The organism is Candidatus Desulfofervidus auxilii, assembly GCF_001577525.1.
In the GTDB taxonomy this organism is placed as follows: Bacteria; Desulfobacterota; Desulfofervidia; order Desulfofervidales; family Desulfofervidaceae; genus Desulfofervidus; species Desulfofervidus auxilii.
This window is the reverse complement of sequence record NZ_CP013015.1, coordinates 203,222-222,154: the sequence shown is the minus strand read 5'-3', so window position 1 is coordinate 222,154 and position 18,933 is coordinate 203,222. Positions and strand designations below refer to the sequence as shown.

The 18,933-nt window shown below is 33.8% G+C and carries 21 protein-coding genes and 1 tRNA gene; 6 read left to right on the top strand and 16 right to left on the bottom strand.

Annotation, left to right across the window (positions count from 1 at the left end; all coding sequences use genetic code 11):
* Window positions 1-13: 13 nt before the first annotated feature.
* The 8 genes from HS1_RS01145 to HS1_RS01110 are packed head-to-tail and all read right to left on the bottom strand — an operon-like array spanning window position 14 to window position 5,726.
* Complete coding sequence (locus tag HS1_RS01145) at window positions 14-514, bottom strand: TIGR00725 family protein (RefSeq protein WP_066060344.1); 501 nt, start codon at window positions 512-514, stop codon at window positions 14-16.
* A complete protein-coding gene (locus tag HS1_RS01140) occupies window positions 511-1,389 on the bottom strand; it encodes a phosphoribosylaminoimidazolesuccinocarboxamide synthase (RefSeq protein ID WP_066060343.1) in 879 nt (292 codons plus the stop codon). The genes HS1_RS01145 and HS1_RS01140 overlap by 4 nt, the downstream gene beginning before the upstream one ends.
* Window positions 1,386-2,261: an NAD-dependent epimerase/dehydratase family protein gene (locus HS1_RS01135; protein WP_066060342.1), complete on the bottom strand. Its 876-nt coding sequence runs from the start codon at window positions 2,259-2,261 to the stop codon at window positions 1,386-1,388. The genes HS1_RS01140 and HS1_RS01135 overlap by 4 nt, the downstream gene beginning before the upstream one ends.
* A gap of 1 nt (window position 2,262) precedes the next feature.
* Window positions 2,263-3,363 (bottom strand): M24 family metallopeptidase, encoded by a 1,101-nt coding sequence (locus tag HS1_RS01130; protein WP_066060341.1) that lies wholly within the window; start codon window positions 3,361-3,363, stop codon window positions 2,263-2,265.
* A 1-nt stretch (window position 3,364) separates the two neighbouring features.
* On the bottom strand, window positions 3,365-3,586 hold the full coding sequence (locus HS1_RS01125; protein ID WP_066060340.1) for a DUF2905 domain-containing protein: 222 nt from the start codon (window positions 3,584-3,586) through the stop codon (window positions 3,365-3,367).
* 2 nt (window positions 3,587-3,588) lie between these two features.
* Window positions 3,589-4,137, bottom strand: coding sequence for an epoxyqueuosine reductase QueH (locus HS1_RS01120; RefSeq protein WP_066060339.1), 549 nt, complete (start codon window positions 4,135-4,137; stop codon window positions 3,589-3,591).
* 3 nt (window positions 4,138-4,140) lie between these two features.
* On the bottom strand, window positions 4,141-4,764 hold the full coding sequence (locus HS1_RS01115) for an HAD family hydrolase (RefSeq protein WP_066060338.1): 624 nt from the start codon (window positions 4,762-4,764) through the stop codon (window positions 4,141-4,143).
* The gene (locus tag HS1_RS01110; protein WP_262987224.1) at window positions 4,761-5,726 is read right to left on the bottom strand and encodes a DUF1573 domain-containing protein; all 966 of its coding nucleotides are present in this window, start codon (window positions 5,724-5,726) and stop codon (window positions 4,761-4,763) included. The genes HS1_RS01115 and HS1_RS01110 overlap by 4 nt, the downstream gene beginning before the upstream one ends.
* A 137-nt stretch (window positions 5,727-5,863) precedes the next feature.
* Here HS1_RS01110 and HS1_RS01100 point away from each other — a divergent pair, with 137 nt between their 5' ends.
* The 4 genes from HS1_RS01100 (at window position 5,864) to HS1_RS01085 (ending at window position 9,177) form a co-directional block, all read left to right on the top strand.
* Window positions 5,864-7,261 (top strand): ATP-binding protein, encoded by a 1,398-nt coding sequence (locus tag HS1_RS01100; RefSeq protein ID WP_066060335.1) that lies wholly within the window; start codon window positions 5,864-5,866, stop codon window positions 7,259-7,261.
* 583 nt (window positions 7,262-7,844) lie between these two features.
* Window positions 7,845-8,093, top strand: a complete 249-nt coding sequence (locus HS1_RS01090; RefSeq protein WP_066060333.1) for a hypothetical protein — start codon at window positions 7,845-7,847, stop codon at window positions 8,091-8,093.
* Between the two features lie 315 nt (window positions 8,094-8,408).
* A complete protein-coding gene (locus HS1_RS13845; RefSeq protein ID WP_420886045.1) occupies window positions 8,409-8,714 on the top strand; it encodes an AAA family ATPase in 306 nt (101 codons plus the stop codon).
* A gap of 271 nt (window positions 8,715-8,985) precedes the next feature.
* Window positions 8,986-9,177, top strand: coding sequence for a helix-turn-helix domain-containing protein (locus tag HS1_RS01085; RefSeq protein WP_281178324.1), 192 nt, complete (start codon window positions 8,986-8,988; stop codon window positions 9,175-9,177).
* 10 nt (window positions 9,178-9,187) lie between these two features.
* Here the strand turns inward: HS1_RS01085 and HS1_RS01080 are convergent, their stop codons facing one another.
* The 8 genes from HS1_RS01080 to HS1_RS13840 form a co-directional block, all read right to left on the bottom strand.
* Entirely contained in the window at window positions 9,188-11,050 is a 1,863-nt protein-coding gene (locus HS1_RS01080; RefSeq protein ID WP_066060332.1) for an ATP-binding cassette domain-containing protein, read from the bottom strand.
* Window positions 11,034-12,083 (bottom strand): hypothetical protein, encoded by a 1,050-nt coding sequence (locus HS1_RS01075; protein WP_066060331.1) that lies wholly within the window; start codon window positions 12,081-12,083, stop codon window positions 11,034-11,036. Before HS1_RS01075 ends, HS1_RS01080 begins: the two co-directional genes overlap by 17 nt.
* Before the next feature lie 17 nt (window positions 12,084-12,100).
* Complete coding sequence (locus HS1_RS01070) at window positions 12,101-13,576, bottom strand: ATP-binding protein (RefSeq protein WP_066060330.1); 1,476 nt, start codon at window positions 13,574-13,576, stop codon at window positions 12,101-12,103.
* 7 nt (window positions 13,577-13,583) lie between these two features.
* Window positions 13,584-14,735: a P-loop NTPase fold protein gene (locus tag HS1_RS01065; protein ID WP_066060329.1), complete on the bottom strand. Its 1,152-nt coding sequence runs from the start codon at window positions 14,733-14,735 to the stop codon at window positions 13,584-13,586.
* 2 nt (window positions 14,736-14,737) lie between these two features.
* A complete protein-coding gene (locus tag HS1_RS01060; protein WP_066060328.1) occupies window positions 14,738-15,511 on the bottom strand; it encodes a phospholipase D-like domain-containing protein in 774 nt (257 codons plus the stop codon).
* Between the two features lie 4 nt (window positions 15,512-15,515).
* Window positions 15,516-16,685, bottom strand: coding sequence for a hypothetical protein (locus tag HS1_RS01055; RefSeq protein WP_156469340.1), 1,170 nt, complete (start codon window positions 16,683-16,685; stop codon window positions 15,516-15,518).
* A gap of 313 nt (window positions 16,686-16,998) precedes the next feature.
* Window positions 16,999-17,074 (bottom strand) — tRNA-Asn (locus tag HS1_RS01050).
* Window positions 17,037-17,312: a GIY-YIG nuclease family protein gene (locus HS1_RS13840; protein WP_082757845.1), complete on the bottom strand. Its 276-nt coding sequence runs from the start codon at window positions 17,310-17,312 to the stop codon at window positions 17,037-17,039. Before HS1_RS13840 ends, HS1_RS01050 begins: the two co-directional genes overlap by 38 nt.
* Window positions 17,313-17,444: 132 nt before the next feature.
* Here HS1_RS13840 and HS1_RS01040 point away from each other — a divergent pair, with 132 nt between their 5' ends.
* Complete coding sequence (locus tag HS1_RS01040) at window positions 17,445-18,380, top strand: patatin-like phospholipase family protein (protein WP_066060326.1); 936 nt, start codon at window positions 17,445-17,447, stop codon at window positions 18,378-18,380.
* Window positions 18,381-18,391: 11 nt separating this feature from the next.
* On the top strand, window positions 18,392-18,931 hold the full coding sequence (locus HS1_RS01035) for a type I restriction enzyme HsdR N-terminal domain-containing protein (RefSeq protein WP_066060325.1): 540 nt from the start codon (window positions 18,392-18,394) through the stop codon (window positions 18,929-18,931).
* Window positions 18,932-18,933 lie beyond the last annotated feature (2 nt).

Below are 18,933 nucleotides of genomic sequence, written 5' to 3'. Positions count from 1 at the left end.
TCCTTAATTAAACTTACGGGCAAAAACCCCCACTGCGACAGCCATACTGAGAACGATTGGAGTTGGGAGGTAAAATGCTTATAGCTTTATTCACTGCTTCTTCTGGAGTAGAGACATATTGGATTTTTTCAAAATGTGGCCAGGTATTAAGTCCTATCACCGGTTTATCCATCTTTAAAGCAATGGCAATTTCAGAGAGGGTGCCATAACTGCCTGAAATAGCAATTAACACAGCAGCGGTGCGAACAATGATGACATTGCGGGCATGTCCGAGGCCGGTAACAATAGGAATATCTATATAAGGATTGGCATCCTCTGGGGAAAAACCAGGTAAAATGCCCACAGTAAGACCACCTGCTTCTTTAGCTCCCCGCGCAACTCCTTCCATGACTCCACCTAAACCTCCACAGATTAAGATACATTTGTGTTCTGCAATACCACGCCCCACAGTCATAGCTAATCTGTATGTTTTTTCATCACAATGACCTGCTCCAATGACGCCAATAATGTTCATCCTAAAAGACGGTGAAGTGCCTCAAAATATTTTTCTCTGGTTTTCATGATCACTTCTTGAGGAAGTTCAGGGGCAGGTGGTTTTTTATTCCAGTTGATGTTTTGCAAATAGTCACGTAAATACTGTTTATCAAAACTAGGTTGAGGATGTCCGGGCTGATATTGTTCTTTGGGCCAGAAGCGAGAAGAATCAGGGGTTAAGAGCTCATCTATTAAAATTAATCTGTCATTTTCATCCAAGCCAAATTCAAACTTTGTGTCAGCAATAATAATCCCTTTTTTAAAGGCAATATCTACTGCTTGTTTATAAATAGTTAAACTATATTCTTTTATTTCTTGGGCCATTTTTTCATTGCCTAAAATAGAAACCATTTGTTCAAAGGTGATATTTACATCGTGTCCTTCTTTGGCTTTAGTAGAAGGGGTAAATAAAGGTTCAGGCAATTTTTCTGCCTCTTTCATACCTGGGGGAAGTTTATAACCACATATTTCTCCTGTCTTTTGATAATCCTTCCAGGCCGAGCCAGCTAGATAACCACGCACAATACATTCTACTGGTAAAGGACGTGTTTTTTTCACTAACATACTTCTGGCATCCAAAATAGAGGTATATTTTTGACAAACAGAGGGGAATTCACTTACTTCAGCCGTAACAAGGTGATGAGGCACAATGTTTTCTTTTTTCTTAAACCAGTAAAGAGAAATCTGAGTTAATACATAACCCTTATCAGGAATGGCATCAGGCATAACCACATCAAAGGCAGAAATTCTATCGGTGGCAATGATGAGTAAGTGTTTTCCTAAGTCATAAATATCCCTTACCTTACCTCGGTGTAAAGGACCCAAATTAGGAAGGTTGGTTTCAAATACAATCATTTTAAAAACCCCAAACTTTCTTTGAATCTTATAGGAGATAAAGGAAATATTTTATAAAAACTTTGCTCCTTTACCACATTTCCGGCAATGAGCATGGTCAACATCTCTTGGGTCAAAGGATAAAAGGAAAATGACTCTAACTTGATAGTAACACTTTTTATTATCTTCATGGGAATATACACCTTTTTTATCCTCTTTTTAAAATGCTCGGCAATAGTATCCACAATTTCTCTATAAGTCAATGCTTGTGGCCCACCTATTTCATAGGTGTGATTGTGAGTATCACCTAAAAAAAGGGCTAAAACAAAGGCCAAAGCCACAGTGTTCACATGAACAGGTTGAAGTTTATAAAGTCCGTCTCCAATAATAGGGATGAAAGGGGAACGTTTTATTATCCTGGCTAAAAGAGTAGTAAAATGGTCATATGGTCCATAAATTACCGAGGGGCGGAAAATAGTGTAAACAAGCCCACTTTCCTGCACCAATCTTTCAGCTTGCCACTTGGTTTTATGATACTCAGTAACAGCTTGAGGACCTGTGCCTAAGGCACTCATATGGATAAATCTTTTTATCCCCGCCTTTTTAGCTGCCTCTATGGCCACTTGAGTAGCCTTTACATGAAGACGCTTAAAGGTAATATTTTTTTTAGGAAACTCTCGGATGATACCAATTAAATGTATGAGTGCTTTGCAACCAGACATTTTTTCAGCTAAATCTGGAGAAAAAATATCTCCTTTTACTATTTTAACTGGATAACGTAAGCGACTTTCTGAACCTGGCCTTACCAAACACTTAACCTTCTGGTCAAAGGCTAATAAAGTTTTAACCAAATGATTACCTACAAATCCAGTAGCACCGGTGACAAAAATCATTTTATAATACCCAATCCTTTAAATTAGTAGAAAGCTTATTTAAACGTTCACATCCATTTTCTCTAATTATAACCATATCTTCTATACGCACACCACCCCATCCTGATAGATAAAGTCCTGGCTCTATAGTTGCCACCATGTTGGTTTGTAATGTCTCTCCAGGCCTTCGTGGGGAAAGACTCGGAGCTTCATGGACTAAAAGACCCACTCCATGTCCTAGGGAATGTAAAAAGGCATGAGCACAGCCTTTTTCTTTCAAAAAATCTCTAGCTATAGCATCTACTTGATAAGTTTTAAGGCCTCTTTTTATCTGAGCGATGGTTAGCTTTTGGGCTTCAAACACCAAGTTATAGATTTCCTTAAACTTTTTATCTGGTTTCCCCAAATAAAAAGTCCGCGTCATATCTGCACAATAACCCTTCCACCTTAGACCACAGTCAATAATAATCGGTTCATTTGTTTTTAATCTTTTTTCAGTAGGTACAGCATGGGGAATAGCTGCATTATAACCACTCGCCACAATAGGAGGAAAAGAAAGCTCTGCATTTAACTCATGTCTTATTTGAGTCTCTATATACCAGGCCACTTCTTTTTCAGTTAGCCCAGGGTTCAAAAATGTCTTTAACTTGATATATACCTCTTCAGTCATTTTTATAGCCTGCTTAAGAAGTATTATCTCGCTGTCTTCCTTTATTTTCCGCAAGCCTTCTACCAATCCTTCTGTAGGCACAATATCTAAGGGAATGCCTTTCTCTTTTAAAGTTTCCTTTAGATGTTGATAAGCGCTGTAAGTTAAATGCAATGCTTCAAAACCTAAAGGTGAAGGCATATTTTTTAAAAGCTCAGTGATCTCTTCAAAAAAATTGTGCTGATAAATACAGATTTCCCAATCCTTAGTGTCTTCTTTGGCTAATTCTGCATACCTAAAGTCAGTAGCCAGAATATTGTGTTTTTGAGAGATTAAAAGCACTCCTGAACTTTCTCCAATTTGTGGGTCCTCAATTTGAAAGCCACTTAAATATCGCCGATTGATAGGATGAGAAATTATTATACTGCCTAAATTTTTTTTCTGCATTAATTTGCGTAAATTTTTAATTCTCATTTTATTTCCGAAATATCAAATTTAGCAAAATAGTAAGAACAATACTAATTAAAAGACAAGTGACCAATGGGAAGTAAAAAGTGAATGTCTTACGGCGAATGATAATATCTCCTGGTAGTTTGCCCAGATAAGGAATTTTAGGAGCAAACATTAAAATGACACCAAAAATCACAATAATTAAACCCGTAAAAATAAGAAATTTACCCATAGTTTGGAAAGACATAGTTACTCCTCCACTAATTTTTTATAATACCTATCTCTTTCACTATAAATGCAGCCACAGTATTGTTGCCTATACATACCTAATTTTTTAGATATCTCTATGCCTTCCTTCCACCCCAGGCGGAAGTCTTCATAATAAAATTTAATTCCTTGGTCTTGGGCTAAACTTTGAGCAATTTCTTTAATAACATCATGATTTTGGAACTTACTATAAAGTAAAGTAGTAGTAAATCCATCAAACTTACCATGCTTTGCTACTTGAGCTGTAGCTTTTAACCGCTTAAAGTAGCAAAAGCGACAACGAATACCGGGAGCTTCCCGAAAGGCTACACCTTGTAAAAATTCCTCTAATTCATATCTATCTCTCCAAATCATACGTAAATGTGTTTTTTCAGCATATGTTCTTACTGCCTCCAACCTGCGACGATACTCTTCAAAGGGATGAATGTTAGGGTTATACCAAAACCCAAAAACCTCTATACCTTTTTCTTGCATGGTTTTAATAGGATAAATTGCACAAGGTGCACAGCAGATATGAAGGAGGACTCGCATCTCTTAAGTCACCTTTATACCTATTATCTGTGCTAAATCTAAAAAATTTCTTACATAAAAATCAGCAGTTAATTTTGGATTTTTATAAGATACAAAAGGCACATGGGCCTTTTGGGCCATTTCTGCATCTATTTGGGTATCTCCAATATAAAGCATTTGGTTCGGTTTTATATGGAAATTATGCATAATTTTAAATAATGCCTCGGGATGGGGCTTGACATTTTGAACATCTAATGCAGAAATCACTATATCAAAATATTTGTCCAATTTATACTGTTTTAATAAGTTATGAATGGTATCTGTCCTATTTGTAGCCATACCTGTTTTAAAGTTTTGTTTAAAGATTTTTAATATCTCTGTGACATAAGGTTCTGGTTTCATATAACAAAGAAATTGGGAATAGTTTATATTTTTTCGGGCAAAATAGGCCTTTTCTCGTAGAGAAGAATCAGGCACTAAATAGTCAATTACCTCAAATACCGTATGACAGTGAGCAAAATTAAGTTGTTCTTCACTCATAGGAGGAAGGCCTATACTTTTTAAGATGGCATTATAATAAGCCTTATTAGCTTCACGAGAATCAAAAATTACGCCATCACAATCAAACACAATGGCCTTTAAATTCATGGTTTTGCTATCCCGCTCAAAGTTACTTCTAAAGGATAGGGAAGAGGGGGGTCAGTGATGATTTTTAATCGATAGTTGAAACTACCAGAAGGGAATTGATTTATTATGGGCACAACTTTTATTTTATGTGCTTGCTTTGCGTTAATTTTCTCCCAGGAGACTTTGAATAACTTTTCAGGATAAATCAATTTCTTTATTTGGATATTCTTATCTGGTTTTTTTATTACTAAGTAGACTGTGCGTTGAAGTGCCTCTTGTTTAAAATCTTTCCAATAAACTCGCTTAGGTTTGAGTTTTACTCGGGGTCTAAAATAGGCATACACATAAATAACTAAACTCTTTTTATGAGGATGGTCTGTAAAGATAGTTATTTTACCTCTAACATTTTTAGGAACATCGCTTTTAATTTGGAACTTAAACTGGTAGTTTTTACTATCTTTTTGAGGATTAACACTCCATTTAAATTCTGGTAAGGTAGATTCTACTTTTGAAATGTTAAACATAGAACCATCCAGGGCTTCTAACTTTACTGTTTTTGAAAGTGTATCAGAGCAAAACCCCCGCAAGCGAATTCTGGGTGAGCTGACTTTAATAAATGGAATTATTTCTCCACTAAGACGTAAAACAAAATGGGGCAATTTAGGGTCATTTGTTTTCACACGGGCAGCTTTTGTAAAATGCCCTTGGTGTATTTTCACTTTTAGGGTTATTTTCCCCAACCCTCCAGGTGGGATTTGGTGGTCATAAGAGGCCACCGTGCATCCTCAGCCAGGTTTTACACTTTGAATAATCAAAGGTGCATCACCTGTATTTTTTAAAATAAAGCTATGGACTAAAGGTGTGCCCTCCCATACTTTGCCAAAATCATGAGTTAAAGAAGGACAGACTAATTGAGGTTGAGACGAAAAGGCAGAAACACAGCCTATAAAATATAAGAGGCAAAATAGCCATTTCCATTTCATAAATAACATTAAATCATTTTTTATAAAGAAAGGCAAGCTCTATATTTCCCCCAAAATCACGGATCTGAGGATATTGACATAAAATGTCAATTTGTCTAAACTAGATTAGACTAAACTAGATTAGACTAATTGGAGAAATGAGATTTATAAATAGAGAATGGGAATTAAATTTTCTTAATGAAAAGTGGAGGGAAGAAAAAGCTCAATTAATCATTATTTATGGCAAGCGCAGGGTGGGCAAAACCGAGCTCAGTATTCAATTTGTGAAGGACAAACCCCATATCTATTTTTTGTGTGAGAGGATAGCCCCGCACAGGCAGTTAAAGAAATTTACAGAAAAACTGGGAGCGTATTTTAGAGATGAATTTTTACCTGAGCAGGGATTCAGAGAGTGGGAAACTGCATTTAAATATATAGTTAGTAAGATGGAAAAGATGGTTGTTATCATAGATGAGTTTCCTTATTTAGTTGAGACTGACGATGCCATTCCCTCTACTTTTCAAAAGATTTGGGATCTCTATTTAAACAACTCTAAAATTTATTTGATGCTTTTGGGCTCCAGTATCTCTATGATGGAAAAGACCCTGCTTTTTTATAAGGCCCCACTTTATGGAAGGAGGACAGGACAACTGCTAATAAGACCATTTAGATTTAAACAAGTGCAACAAGCATTTCCTGATAAAACATTTGAAGAGGCTCTTTCCATCTATAGCATTGTTGGAGGTACCCCTTTTTATCTAAATAAATTCTACGGGATAAATTTTTTTGATGCTGTAAAAAACGAAATTTTAAAAAAAGGACAGCCTCTTTATGAGGAAGTAGAGTTTCTGCTTAGAGAAGAGCTTAGAGAACCAAGAAACTATTTTGTAATCCTTGAGGCAATATCGCTGGGAAAGCATAAACTTTCAGAGATTATAAATGAAACTGGCTTTGAAAAGAGTATGGTTTCACGCTATCTCGCTATTCTAGATAGTCTGCAGATAACAAAAAAAGAGATACCGGTTACAGAAAAAGTACCTGAAAAGAGCAGAAAGGGAATATACATAATAGAAGATAACTTTTTTAATTTCTGGTTTAGATTTGTCTTTAGAAACAGGTCATTACTGGAGGAGAACAAAATAAATGAGGTGGCAGTCAAAATAAAAAAGGAATTACCCCTTTTGGTAGCCAAAAATTATGAAAGGATAGCAGCTGAGATTATGGAGAGAGCCATTTTAGATGGAGAAATTCCCTTAAGTTTTGAAATTTATGGCCGCTGGTGGGAAAGAAATGAGGAGATAGACCTTATAGGCCTGAATTCAAATACAAATGAGATTATCTTTGGTGAAGTAAAATGGTCAAACAAACCTGTGGGGACCAATATCTACAGAAATTTAAAGAGAAAGGCCCAAAAAGTAAAATGGGGCAAAAAAGGAAGAAAGGAATATTTTTGCTTATTCAGTAAAAGCGGTTTCACTGAGGATATGATTAGGATGGCAGAAAAAGAAAAGGTATACCTGTTTCACAAAGACAAATTTATTTCCTTAATAATTTAATCAAAAATAAAATTCAAAGATAGGTGTACCTGCATTGCTCCCTTTAACATTTTACATGTCCAAAAAATGGGGGAGCAATCCAGTTTATAAAGCAAGGATACAATTTAGAGGATATAAGGCTTTTAACCTATGAAGGATTAAGAAATATAGTAGCATTAGTGCATGCTGTGTTTCATTTTTTGAGTGTAGAACTAGGGAGGAATTTAAAATTAAGCATTTTATTGAAGAAAATATATGAGAAAGCAAAAAGATTTTTTCAAATTCCTCCCTGCCTGTTGGCAGACAGGGTTTTAAACAATATGTCATAAATGAAGGTATACACCGTCTTCTTTTTGGTAAAAAATTTAACACCGCTCCTCCTAAAAAATCCAAATTTATCCAGCCCACCTTACCTTTCTTTTCGGAAAGCTTCTGAAAATTCTGGGGAAAGTCCTGAATATTTCTATCCTTGACATGCGAGGATTTAACAGGTATACTGGTAGAAGGTCAGGGTGTTAATTGTAACCTTTGCCTTTCCCAAGAATAGTCAGATACCACTATTCTAAAGGAATTTTCAAAACAATAATTTTAAAAGGAGGATGTTGTGAATTACACAAAAGAAACTTTAGCGGAAAAAATTTTAGAAATTCATCCAGAGCTTAACCAATATGGCTGTTCTATAGAGCTTGATTTTGACCAAGAGAAAAATGCTTGGATGCTTTACATAAAAAAAGACGATAAAGAGATAAGGACACATCTTGAAGAAAGGGATGCAGCCGAATGTATTAAAGGAAATAAGTGTATATACTTAGGAGTTCAAATCGGGCAATTTATAGATTACTGTAAAAAGTAGAGATTTATCCTATCAAAAAAATCGGAACCTGAATAATTTGACCTGTTTGTTACCAAACTTTTGGTTTAAGTTGATGGTTAACAAGTAGGGAGGCAAAAAATAAAGTACTTAAGAAATTAAAAATGGCTCGCCACGCGTAACCCTGTTCTTAACCACTCTCTTTTTCTGAGCGTCACCTAAGCCTTTGTGATTCAAAGAGTTACCAAATGCATTTATTCCCCGACCGAGTGGAAATGGCGTTAAACTTGGATTTCCTCTTATAAGACCAGATCTACATACCTCAACCAGTTTCACGGTCCTGTAATCCTGGACGAGGTGCAACGGGCGCCCGAGCTATTCTCGTATATCCAAATCATAGTCGACGAACACCCAGATAGAACAGGCTGGTTTATTCTAACCGGATCTCAAAACTTCCTGCTCTTACAGAGCATCTCACAGTCCTTGGCTGGTAGGTGTGCGGTGTTTCACCTGCTTCCGTTCTCTCTGGCCGAGTTGATGGAACGGAAGCTTTCCTCCATTGAGACGCTAGGTAAAACCGTTCCCAAGAAGTCGGCGCCGCCCAAGCACTTGCCCATCGTCGGCTTTGTCTTGCTTCCGCAAGATAGGTTTTGTATTAAGTAGAAGAAAAGAAAGATTTAGTTTATCCTCGGCAAGGTCTTTTATCTTTTAATAAGAGATTTTTTAAGGAAAATTCCTTTAATAAAAAGCCTCCTCAAGGCAAGTGTCTTCGTCAGCCTATGTTTTGGCTTTGCCAAAACAAGAAAGAAGATCTTCTCCTCCCCCCTATTCTAAAATTTTTCTCATTTTGCTTGACTTTTTGCTCTCTTTTGCTTAATATTATTATACAATGTTAAACGATGATGAGTTCTGATAAATGAAAAGAGTCACACCTATGATGCAAAACTTTTCCGAAATAATGACCCTTGAGGAGACTGCAAAATATTTAAGAATAGGAAAATCTACTCTTTATAAAATGGCAAGGGAAGGCAAAATCCCCGCTGTGAAAATCGGTAATCAATGGAGATTTAAAAAAGAAGACATTGATAAGTGGTTTTCTAAAGGTCAAACGTTTGAACTGAGATAAAGAAAATAGATTATTTCTTGTTTATTATTTCTAAATATAAAATTTCCCCTACTCCCTCGTTAGTTTTTATTCCTAAAGCATAATATTCACTGTTTCTTATTTTTATTTCACAGCAAATTTCATCCTTAGGATTAATTTGTTTAAAATTATTTTGTGAAAGAAAAAAACCATTTCTTATAATTGTACCTACCTGAACATTTGTAAGAGGTACATGACCATTATTAAGAATAGACAGTGAAATTTTATCTCCGTTTTGATAAAAATTTATTATTTTTATTGAATAAATAATCGGTTTTGTTCCCCATTTAAGTTTTATAAGTTTGTTAGGGAGAAGCAAATGTATAAAATTATGAATATGAGGAGCTGCTAAAATTAGTGTTGCTCCATGTTTATATGCTACCTTTCTTAATCCTTTAGCAACAATTGCTGCCATTTCAGAGTTAAGTGTTGAAACAAACTCATCCGCAATCCATATTGCTTTATTAGAATCACAAAGTTTTGCTACTGCAAATCTATATCGTTGACCATCAGAAAGTTGATTTGGTTTTTTTATATAAAGATGAGCTTCTGAAAGTCCTACTGAATTAAGTAATTTTATAGCTTCTTTTATATCTTTATTTTTTCCTATCTGATCAATTAAAGGAAGAGAATTGCTCCATTTAGTATCAAGAATTGCGATATCCTTTAAACTTTTATTAATTATTTTCCCTCTAATTTCCATCTCTTTTTTCAAAGTTGTGTTTTTTTCTGTTAATAGTCGTAATATTGTACTTTTTCCACTACCAGAAGCTCCAGTTATTAAAACTACATCACCAGGTTCTATTTCCAAAGAAAAATTTGTTAAAATAGGAGAGAAAGCATGCTGTGCATCTACTCCGAATACTTCTTTTATAACTTCGGTTCTTTTGGTAGATCCATTTCTGATTTTATAACTAACAGAGACATTTTCAAATTTTATTGAATGCTTCAGTTTTGGATGTTTATGTAAAATCATCTTTTGTTTTTTAGGGAAATATAGTCTAATTTTTTGTTTTAACTCCTTGTTTAAAGGGAAAACCAAATAAGGTTTAGGGTTCTGATTTTCCATGAAATCGTAAGACTCATAATTTCTTGATTCAAAACTTCCATTCCCATATATAGGTATTATTCCATTTTTATATCCTGAAGTATAGCCTATTTTTATAAACCCAGCCTTTTCGAAAAACTTATGATATTCAGTCATTGCCGCGATAACCTCTACCATAATAGGTGTATAATGGTTAATATCCCAATATTTTTTGGCATATAGAACTAAATGTTTAGCCATCAATACTCCTAAATTTATTCCTCTGAATTCAGGATGGATAACTATTCTTGGAATTCGTACAATTCGATTGATTAACTTTGTTTTCATTTGATCAGTAAAATTAGTCTGTAAAAGTTCAAATCTAGGTTTAGCAACAGCAACTGTAGCAGAAATAACACCAAATCCAATAACTCCATGATCCTTCATTTCAGCAAGAAGAACGGTTCTTCTCCCTACTAATTTGTTTAATCCTTTCCCTCTATAATGGAATTTTTCTAATTCTTTTATCTTCTTCCAATCGTTGGAATTAATTCTTTCTCGAAATATTACATTGAAACGATGTGCTCCTAAATAGATTGTTTCCTTTGTGCAATAAGGAGGGTGGATTTTTATTTTCTTCAACTCACTAGTTGCCTTATCATCAAATATTTTATATACTTCTTGAAATTTTTTAATTGATGGAAGAAATTCTAAGAAATCTCCTTTCTTTACATAAATAAATGGCCTCAATTTGATATTATATCCATCCTGGAGAATTATTTCTGTAAAATGTCCAGTGCTTCTAACTCCTTTAATTAAAAGTTTCATCCCAAATTATATAAGATATCCTTCCTTTTCCATTCACATGATATCGGATGCTAGAAGGATTATACTTTCTTATTTTATCTAAAAATTCTTGAACATCTTGAGGATAAATTAGAATATTCTTTTCAGAAAGTAGCTTTATGCAACACCAATCAACAAGAGCACTAATATCGGCTAACCCAACAACGTTCTTCATTGATCTATATCCCAAAAGAAAAGTCTCCTTAAGCAATTCTTCATGCTGTTTTATGGAATATTTAGTTGGATTTAACCCCAAAATTTTCCCTATTATAGGGAAAAAGTTATTATTCTCAATGGATTCCTCAAGCTGTTTGAAGTTTTTTAATTCTTTATATAAGCTCTCCAAAGGATTTATTTTATTATGAATGACCACCTTATATATCTCTTCCGTATTTTCATTTTTCACCTCTAACAGTCCTAAATCACATAAAGCTTGAAGATGAGGCTTAATCTTGTGAGGTAATGTACTTTTGTCATAAACATGTTTTTTGTTTTTCATTCTTCTTTGCATTTCTTTAAACATTTCTTTGATCTTCATTCTTATTCTAAAATCAGGGGCTATATCTATATAGCCTTCATAAATTTCTTCAAATATATTTTGAATTTCATTTTTTAAATGAGAATAGGTTATTTCTTTTTTATCAGCAAATTTTTCAGAGAATTTCAAAATTAAAGCTCCTTCTGTTTCTAAGAAATATTTAAGATAAGCTATTTTTTCTAATTGAGATAGATTGAAATAAACATTTTTATCTTCTGAGAATTTACCCAAATATTTAAGGACAGCATTTATCACATGCCCCTTCCAACTCCAAGTCATATTATCTAATAAAAAACCAAAGCCTCGGTTTTTTGTTGTAGCTATTAAAACTACATACTTGGCAATTGATCTACTACCTATAAACTTTGCTAATTTTCCCTCAACTTGCTCAGGATAATAACTCTTATCTGGAGAGGTACATTTAGCGATAAGTATAGAATAATTTCCGGGCCTCAAAGCTCCTGTGTGTGTCTTCATAATAAAACGTGGCTGTATCAATATTCTATTCCTCCGTGGATTGTTATTCTTGGCCTTATTTTTGCCACTAACACCCTATTTATCATATCGTTTGAGATAACAGCATATCCTATTGGTAAACTTCTAACCAGTTGTTCAAAAACTCTTGTTGAAATTTTTACTCTTCCAAACTCAAAAAGGTCTGGAATAAATGTATTCACCATACCTTCAGCAGTAAAAATATCATCTCTCATACTGATTGAATGTACAATTAAAATGTCTGCGTTTCGACGAATAGAAGGGTCTAAAGCAGATGGATTTTGAGTGGCTACTACTATAGATAAACCTAAATTTCTTCCCTCATTTACATATTTTCTGAGAGGTTCTGCTGATGGAGTTATTCCTCTAGATGGCATATAGTTATGAGCTTCATCAATAATAATCCATCCTCGTGGTAAACCTTCTTGAGCTTTTTGTTTATATTCACTATATTTTTGATAAGCTTCATTTGCTTTTTTTTCATCCCCTATTTCTTTAAAATGCTCAAAACGTTCTCTATGCACTCTACATAATCTTTCAAACCTGTCAGAAATACTCCGTAATTCCATTATTTTTTTAATTAATATTCCGACTAAAAGGGCTCTTAAATTCTGATCAATATCTCTAAGAAGTAAAATGGAAAGTTGTCCACAAGAAAAAATTTTTTTGATATCGATTCCTTCCTCAGAAAAAATAGGTAATCTTTTAATTGCTTTAAATCTAGACTTAACTGCTCGAATTGTATCAGATTGATAACTTCTTTGAATTTCTGGACAATTATCTAAACAGTTTAATAAATCAATTAAGGAATAGTTCTGATTAGCTTGTATATATTTTCCATTTAAATCCTTATAACCCTCTAAAGCTACTTTTTCATATAGCTCAGAGATAAGTTGCCCGATAGGATCTTTATATATATCTACATTAAAAAGAGCAGCCCAGTCTTTATCATCTAAATCCGCTGGTCTTATAGCTATTTCTTGTGAAACTCCTTCTGGAGAAGAAGGACTGCCTTTAGGATAAAAAAATACTATATTAAGTTTTTCTTGCTCTAAACTCCACTTTTTAAATTCTTCAAATTCTTTGCTTCTTTCTTTACAAATTTCTTTAACACTATATGATGAAGTAATAAAAACATTCATTGTATCAAGAACAAGAATTGCCTGTTTTTGATCCCCCTGTTTTAACCATTTATTTGACACTAACCCTTCAGCAATTACCCCTAAAGTATAAGTTTTTCCAGATCTTCTTTTACCAATTACATAAATAGCATGTGCGCCTTCGCAATCTAGCCATATATTTAAATTTTTTCCATATTCAGCAATCTTCCCTAAAAAGATAGCCTCTAATTCCAATCCACAGCCTATCATTCCGACTAATATATTGTTTTCTCTAAAAAGTGGGGCTTTGAGTTCTTGTTGAAAAGAATATGCTGGTTCAATTCTAAAAATCAATTTTGGAATGGGCTTTACCATTTTTTACTTAACCTCCTATAATTTCTCTTGTTATGAAAGGTTTTTTCATTAGAAATGCTTTTCCCGCAGCATCAGACATTCTCTGAGTTATCTCTCTAGGGGTCATAATGCCTCTTAAAGTTCCTTTCAAAGCTTCAATAGCTTCGTTTGTAAAAGGAAATAAGTCTATTGTTAGGGTCTCATTTATATTTCCTTTTAATTTATTAATTTTCTCCCGAGCCTGTTCTTTATCTACTATATAGTTCAAAATTGCTTTGATGAAGTTATCGACGTCATTTGCTGAAATTTCAGAGATCTCTATAAGATTGTGTATCCCCAGTCTATTAAGAACAGGGCTTTGTTCCCCTCCAGCAAAAGGTTCGGGCAATTCTCGCATGTTAACGCCTGAACAACCCATTATTATAGCAACATTTCTTTGGTTTTCATCTACCAGCTTCCTAAAAGCTTCTTCATACGTCGATATCCCATATTCATCTGCGATAGATTTAAGTCTATCTAATTCATCTATTACTAAAACTAACGTTTTGTTCATCACTTTTTTTATAACTCGACCAATAATTATTATAATATTTGCTAGTCGAGAAGGGATGCTGTCAGCAAGAGACTGTGTTTGATTTAATTCAGCTAAATCTCTTGAAGGAACACTTACACCTGAGACATATCTCCAAAAGGTGAGTTCTTTATCAGGGCGAGCCCCTAAAAGACTTGCAACTGCCCGAGAAAGTTCTTCATCTTCTAAAATTTCTTTTAACTTGTTTAGTAATTCATCAAAGCTAACGACACCAATACTTTTAATTAAATCTTTAAATAGACCTACTACAAAATCTTGACCCATGCTCATCATAATTCCATCATGGTAGAGATGTAAAAAAGTAGATTTTTTAGGAACACTCGGGCACTCTACATAAACTGGATAAATTTCTAGTAAACTTTCTAATTTTTTACTAATGTGAAATAATGTGTGCGTTTTTCCTCCCCCGTAAACTCCCCAAAAAAATCGTTTTGGTGGTCGTTCTGTAACTAAATTCACTTGAAGTCCTTCAATTAATTTTGGTATGTCCACACCTGTCCTTGGAGCATAAAATTCAGCATCATTCTTAGGATCTAAAATGAAATTTGAGCGTTTCAAACCAAACCACTCAGCAACTCCATTAGCCATTTTTACACCTCCTTTAAAATATAAGATTCTTGACGAATCTCATAAAAATAAGAATTTAATTTCCTTAAGATTTCATTGTCATTTTTTATCTTTATAGCTAATTCTATATTTCCTCGACCAGTAAGATTTTCAGATCCAAAGATAGCATAATACTCACCACCTAAAGGACCAGGCTCACTTATATATAGCTTTGCATGAAGTTTATCATTTACTACAATATCAGCACCAAGCTGTTTTAAGTTTCTAAGAGTATCAATCGCTTTTCTACTACGATATCTTTCTATTGGTAAAGTGATTACAAAAACTTGAATATTCTTATACTGTTTTGAAGCTTTGTAAATGGCCGACTCAATTTTTTCTATATGACCCCTATCTAACCGAATCCAAGGAGAACAAATATACACTCTTATAAAATCAGGTCTATTATAAAGATTATCAATAAAATAATTAGTAATGCTTTCAGTTATAATCTCATAAGGTCTGAGATTTGGATAAAAATATGTAAGTTCTTGAAACACTTGAAAAATTTCCTCATCTTCGTTAATAGCTTTTAAAAGCAAAGTAATTTTTTGACCTAAAGAAGAAATATAAAATCCATCTTTAGTCTCTATAAAAAGTCCAAATCTTACTAATTCTGAAAATAAATTATCAGAGATACCGGTTTCTTTTAATAATTCATTTAATTCACTTGTAGTAAAAGTATCTTTTTCTTTATATAGTGAAGTTAATAAAGAATATACTCCTTCTTGCCCGACAATCTCACTTATTAAAGGCATTGTCCTATTCCTCTGGTAAATTTATGTTTGTTAAAATCTTAGATACAAAATCAGAAGATATTGCTTCCATCTTGCCTTTTTCAATCAGTGGATCAGCTTCTTGTAAAATCAAATTAAAAAATTGCATAATTGTTCGAGGTTTCGGTTCCTCATCTTTTCGTTTACTCTTTTTTGCTTTATCTATTATTATATCTATTACCTTCTCAATAGATTCTTTGGTAAATGGGAAATATCTGTCATGAATATTAATGTGTGATGGATAAGCTCTAAAATGTAATAAAATATCTTCTATAAATTTAAAAGCTTCTTTCTTTGATAATGGTGGAAGTAATAATGGTTTTTCAATTCCAATACGATCTTTAATTTCTGGAGATAACCAAGTTGGGTATCTTTTTTCTTCTGGATATCCAGAGAAAGAAATTATAATTGAAAGTCCATTGGGACATTGGTTAAATATTGAATGTAAACAACCATTGATTTCTTCTATAACAGATTTTCTTAATTTTTCTATTCTTTGGTATTCATCTATCATCCATAATATTCTTTTAACCTCGCCCGAAATAACCTCTCCTGAGCTTAAAAGACGAATTAACCATGAAATTACTTTAATAGCATCTTCCGCTGATTGAATTGGTTTCACAACATTTATATTTCTAAGTATTTTCTTCTCTCGATACTCTGTCCGTAACCAACGAATGGCAATTTCTTGTTGTTCTAAATTTCCTTGATACAGAAGCATTAAAGCATTAGACAAATCTGGGAAATCAAAATGTAATTTCTTTTGAATTTTATCTTTTTCTGGACTTGTAAATATTTCAAGATAAGCGTTTTTTAATGTTTCTATATCAATTCCATTTATAAATGCTCTATATATATCTAAAAAATTCTTAGTAGATTTAGGAAACTCGATATAAATAGGAATTATATTAGAAACTTTGGTTTTACATAAATATTCAATATGTCTCAATGTATGTGTTTTGCCTGCTCCAAACCATGCCCACATTAAATGAATACTCGAGGCAGGTTGTCTTGAAAGATTGCGCAATAAAGTATTAATATCACCAACTAGTTGAGTTCTATCAGCCATAAAAGAGTAAAAACTTTCATCAGGTACAACTCTAAAAGGCCAATCAGACAAATGAAAATGTGGATATTTTATTTTTATATTGTCCATTTTGTTTATGTTTTTAATTATTGACATTCTTTAAATATTTTGCAGTCTCCTCAAGGGTCATTATTTCTGAGGAAACTTCCATAACAATTTAAACTCCTTTATGTCTGCCAGAGTTTATTACAATTTGACATTACAGATTAAAATATAGCAAAGAAAAACAAAAAGTCAAACATTTTAAAACTTTCTTTTTCGGGAGTGGGGTGTTATTCTCATTCCAGAATAGGAGAAAGAGAGATTTTTATTTTTCCTGCTTTCTCCCTTGTGCGGATAAGTCGGAAGGATACTTTAAATGAGTTTGAAACAGCCATTAAGATGGCTCCCCGGGCCGGACTCGAACCAGCAACCTAGTGGTTAACAGCCACCCGCTCTGCCAATTGAGCTACCGGGGAGTATTGATTTCAATTTTTCTCTACCGCCTCCTGATTTATAAAACTTTTCTTTATCTCGTGCCTGCTTTAAAGACACACACTCCTCTGTATATATCAAAACAAAGGGTCTTCTATATTTAGTAGATTTTGTCTTACCTCTGTTATGTTCACCTAATCTCTTTCCTGGATTCCTACTTATACCTGTGTATAATTTACCGTCTTTTAAACTCTTTAGTACATATACATACCAACTTTCCATAACAGCCACCCCTGCCTGCGGCAGGCAGGCGCTCTGCCAATTGAGCTACCGGGGAGCATCTTTTCATTTTTAACAAGCTTGAAGAAAAAAATCAAGAGGGATTTATAAAATAGCTTGTTTTAGCAAAGAAAAATGTATAATATTAAAAAAATGGGTATTTTTAAAAGACGTAGAAAAAAGATAGGTTTAGCCTTAGGTGGGGGTGCTGCCCGCGGCTGGGCACATATTGGTGTAATTAATGCCTTTCAAGAGGCAGAAATTCCCATAGATTATGTAGCTGGAACAAGCATGGGTGCATTGGTAGGTGCGTTCTTTGTGGCTGGTCAAATAGATAATTTAAAAAAACTGGCCTTACATTTAGATTGGAAAGATATAATTGCCTTTTTTGATATTGTTTTTCCTAAATCAGGTTTGATTGATGGCAAAAAGGTGACGGAATTACTGAAAAAAAATATTTCTCAGTTTAAAATAGAAGAAGTATCTATACCCTTTGCCGCAGTGGCTACAGATATTGTCACCGGTGGAGAGGTAATTTTGGATAAAGATGATATTATTGATGCTGTCAGGGCAAGCATTTCTATACCAGGAATTTTTACTCCGGTAAAGATTAATAAGGAGATTTTGGTAGATGGAGGTGTAGTTAATCCGGTGCCTGTCAATGTGGTGAAAAATATGGGGGCAGAAGTAGTTATAGCTGTTGATGTCAATGCTCATTTAGTAATTCCTACTATGCAGAAAGTAAGAAAGGCACAAATACCCGAAACGGGGCGTTTTAATTTGAAAAATTTAAAGGAGAAAATAAAAGATTTAGACCTACCGTATTTAAAAAACTGGACATCTAAAGAACCTCTGCCTAATATCTTTGAGATTATTTTATCTTCAATTTATATTATGGAAAAGCAAATTACCAAAGATAGATTGCGTTTAGATAAGCCCCAAGTGCTTATTGAACCTGAGGTAGGAAATATTGGTTTTTTAGAGTTTCATCGAGCACATGAAGCCATTGCAGAAGGCTATAAAGCAGCCATGCGAAAAATAGAAGAGATAAAGACCTTTGCCCGAATTTAGGAGGTTCAAAAGTGGAACAAACTTTAATAGACTTTCTTACTGGAGAAAAAAAACCTGATACGGATATGGAAAGGTTGAGGCAAAGAGTGGCCCGATTTTTAGTAGAAGAAAAAGGATATGAAAAGTCAGATATTGAAACACATGTAATATTTGAGACCACAGTTGATAATGCAAAGATTACTGTTCCTATTGACTATATCGTTCGCTTGGCAGGAAAAAGGATAATTTTAATCAAGTGTTACCCCACAGCCTTAGTTACCAGAGAAAAGCTAACCTTGGCTTGTGCCCGGCTTTTAGACTCATATCAAATTCCTTTTACTGTGATCACCGATGGATTTGCTACTGAGGTGTTAGATACTGTAACAGGGAAATCATTAGGAAAAGATTTGAATAAAATTCCCACTAAAAAAGAATTACTTCAATTGTTAACTTTAATCTCTTTTGTGCCTTTGCCCGAAGAGAAGAAGATAAAGCAAAAAAGGATTCTGTCAGCATTTGACTTATTAAAATGTCCAGTAAGTTGTAAGGAATGTAGTTTTGGTTCTGATTAAAT

Bases quoted from the DNA above. Each gene is read 5' to 3' on its own strand.
- HS1_RS01145 (WP_066060344.1), bottom strand. From the start codon at position 514: ATGAACATTATTGGCGTCATTGGAGCAGGTCATTGTGATGAAAAAACA.
- HS1_RS01140 (WP_066060343.1), bottom strand. From the start codon at position 1,389: ATGATTGTATTTGAAACCAACCTTCCTAATTTGGGTCCTTTACACCGA.
- HS1_RS01135 (WP_066060342.1), bottom strand. From the start codon at position 2,261: ATGATTTTTGTCACCGGTGCTACTGGATTTGTAGGTAATCATTTGGTT.
- HS1_RS01130 (WP_066060341.1), bottom strand. From the start codon at position 3,363: ATGAGAATTAAAAATTTACGCAAATTAATGCAGAAAAAAAATTTAGGC.
- HS1_RS01125 (WP_066060340.1), bottom strand. From the start codon at position 3,586: ATGTCTTTCCAAACTATGGGTAAATTTCTTATTTTTACGGGTTTAATT.
- HS1_RS01120 (WP_066060339.1), bottom strand. From the start codon at position 4,137: ATGCGAGTCCTCCTTCATATCTGCTGTGCACCTTGTGCAATTTATCCT.
- HS1_RS01115 (WP_066060338.1), bottom strand. From the start codon at position 4,764: ATGAATTTAAAGGCCATTGTGTTTGATTGTGATGGCGTAATTTTTGAT.
- HS1_RS01100 (WP_066060335.1), top strand. From the start codon at position 5,864: ATGAGATTTATAAATAGAGAATGGGAATTAAATTTTCTTAATGAAAAG.
- HS1_RS01085 (WP_281178324.1), top strand. From the start codon at position 8,986: ATGATGCAAAACTTTTCCGAAATAATGACCCTTGAGGAGACTGCAAAA.
- HS1_RS01080 (WP_066060332.1), bottom strand. From the start codon at position 11,050: ATGAAACTTTTAATTAAAGGAGTTAGAAGCACTGGACATTTTACAGAA.
- HS1_RS01075 (WP_066060331.1), bottom strand. From the start codon at position 12,083: ATGAAGACACACACAGGAGCTTTGAGGCCCGGAAATTATTCTATACTT.
- HS1_RS01070 (WP_066060330.1), bottom strand. From the start codon at position 13,576: ATGGTAAAGCCCATTCCAAAATTGATTTTTAGAATTGAACCAGCATAT.
- HS1_RS01065 (WP_066060329.1), bottom strand. From the start codon at position 14,735: ATGGCTAATGGAGTTGCTGAGTGGTTTGGTTTGAAACGCTCAAATTTC.
- HS1_RS01060 (WP_066060328.1), bottom strand. From the start codon at position 15,511: ATGCCTTTAATAAGTGAGATTGTCGGGCAAGAAGGAGTATATTCTTTA.
- HS1_RS01055 (WP_156469340.1), bottom strand. From the start codon at position 16,685: ATGGACAATATAAAAATAAAATATCCACATTTTCATTTGTCTGATTGG.
- HS1_RS13840 (WP_082757845.1), bottom strand. From the start codon at position 17,312: ATGGAAAGTTGGTATGTATATGTACTAAAGAGTTTAAAAGACGGTAAA.
- HS1_RS01040 (WP_066060326.1), top strand. From the start codon at position 17,445: ATGTATAATATTAAAAAAATGGGTATTTTTAAAAGACGTAGAAAAAAG.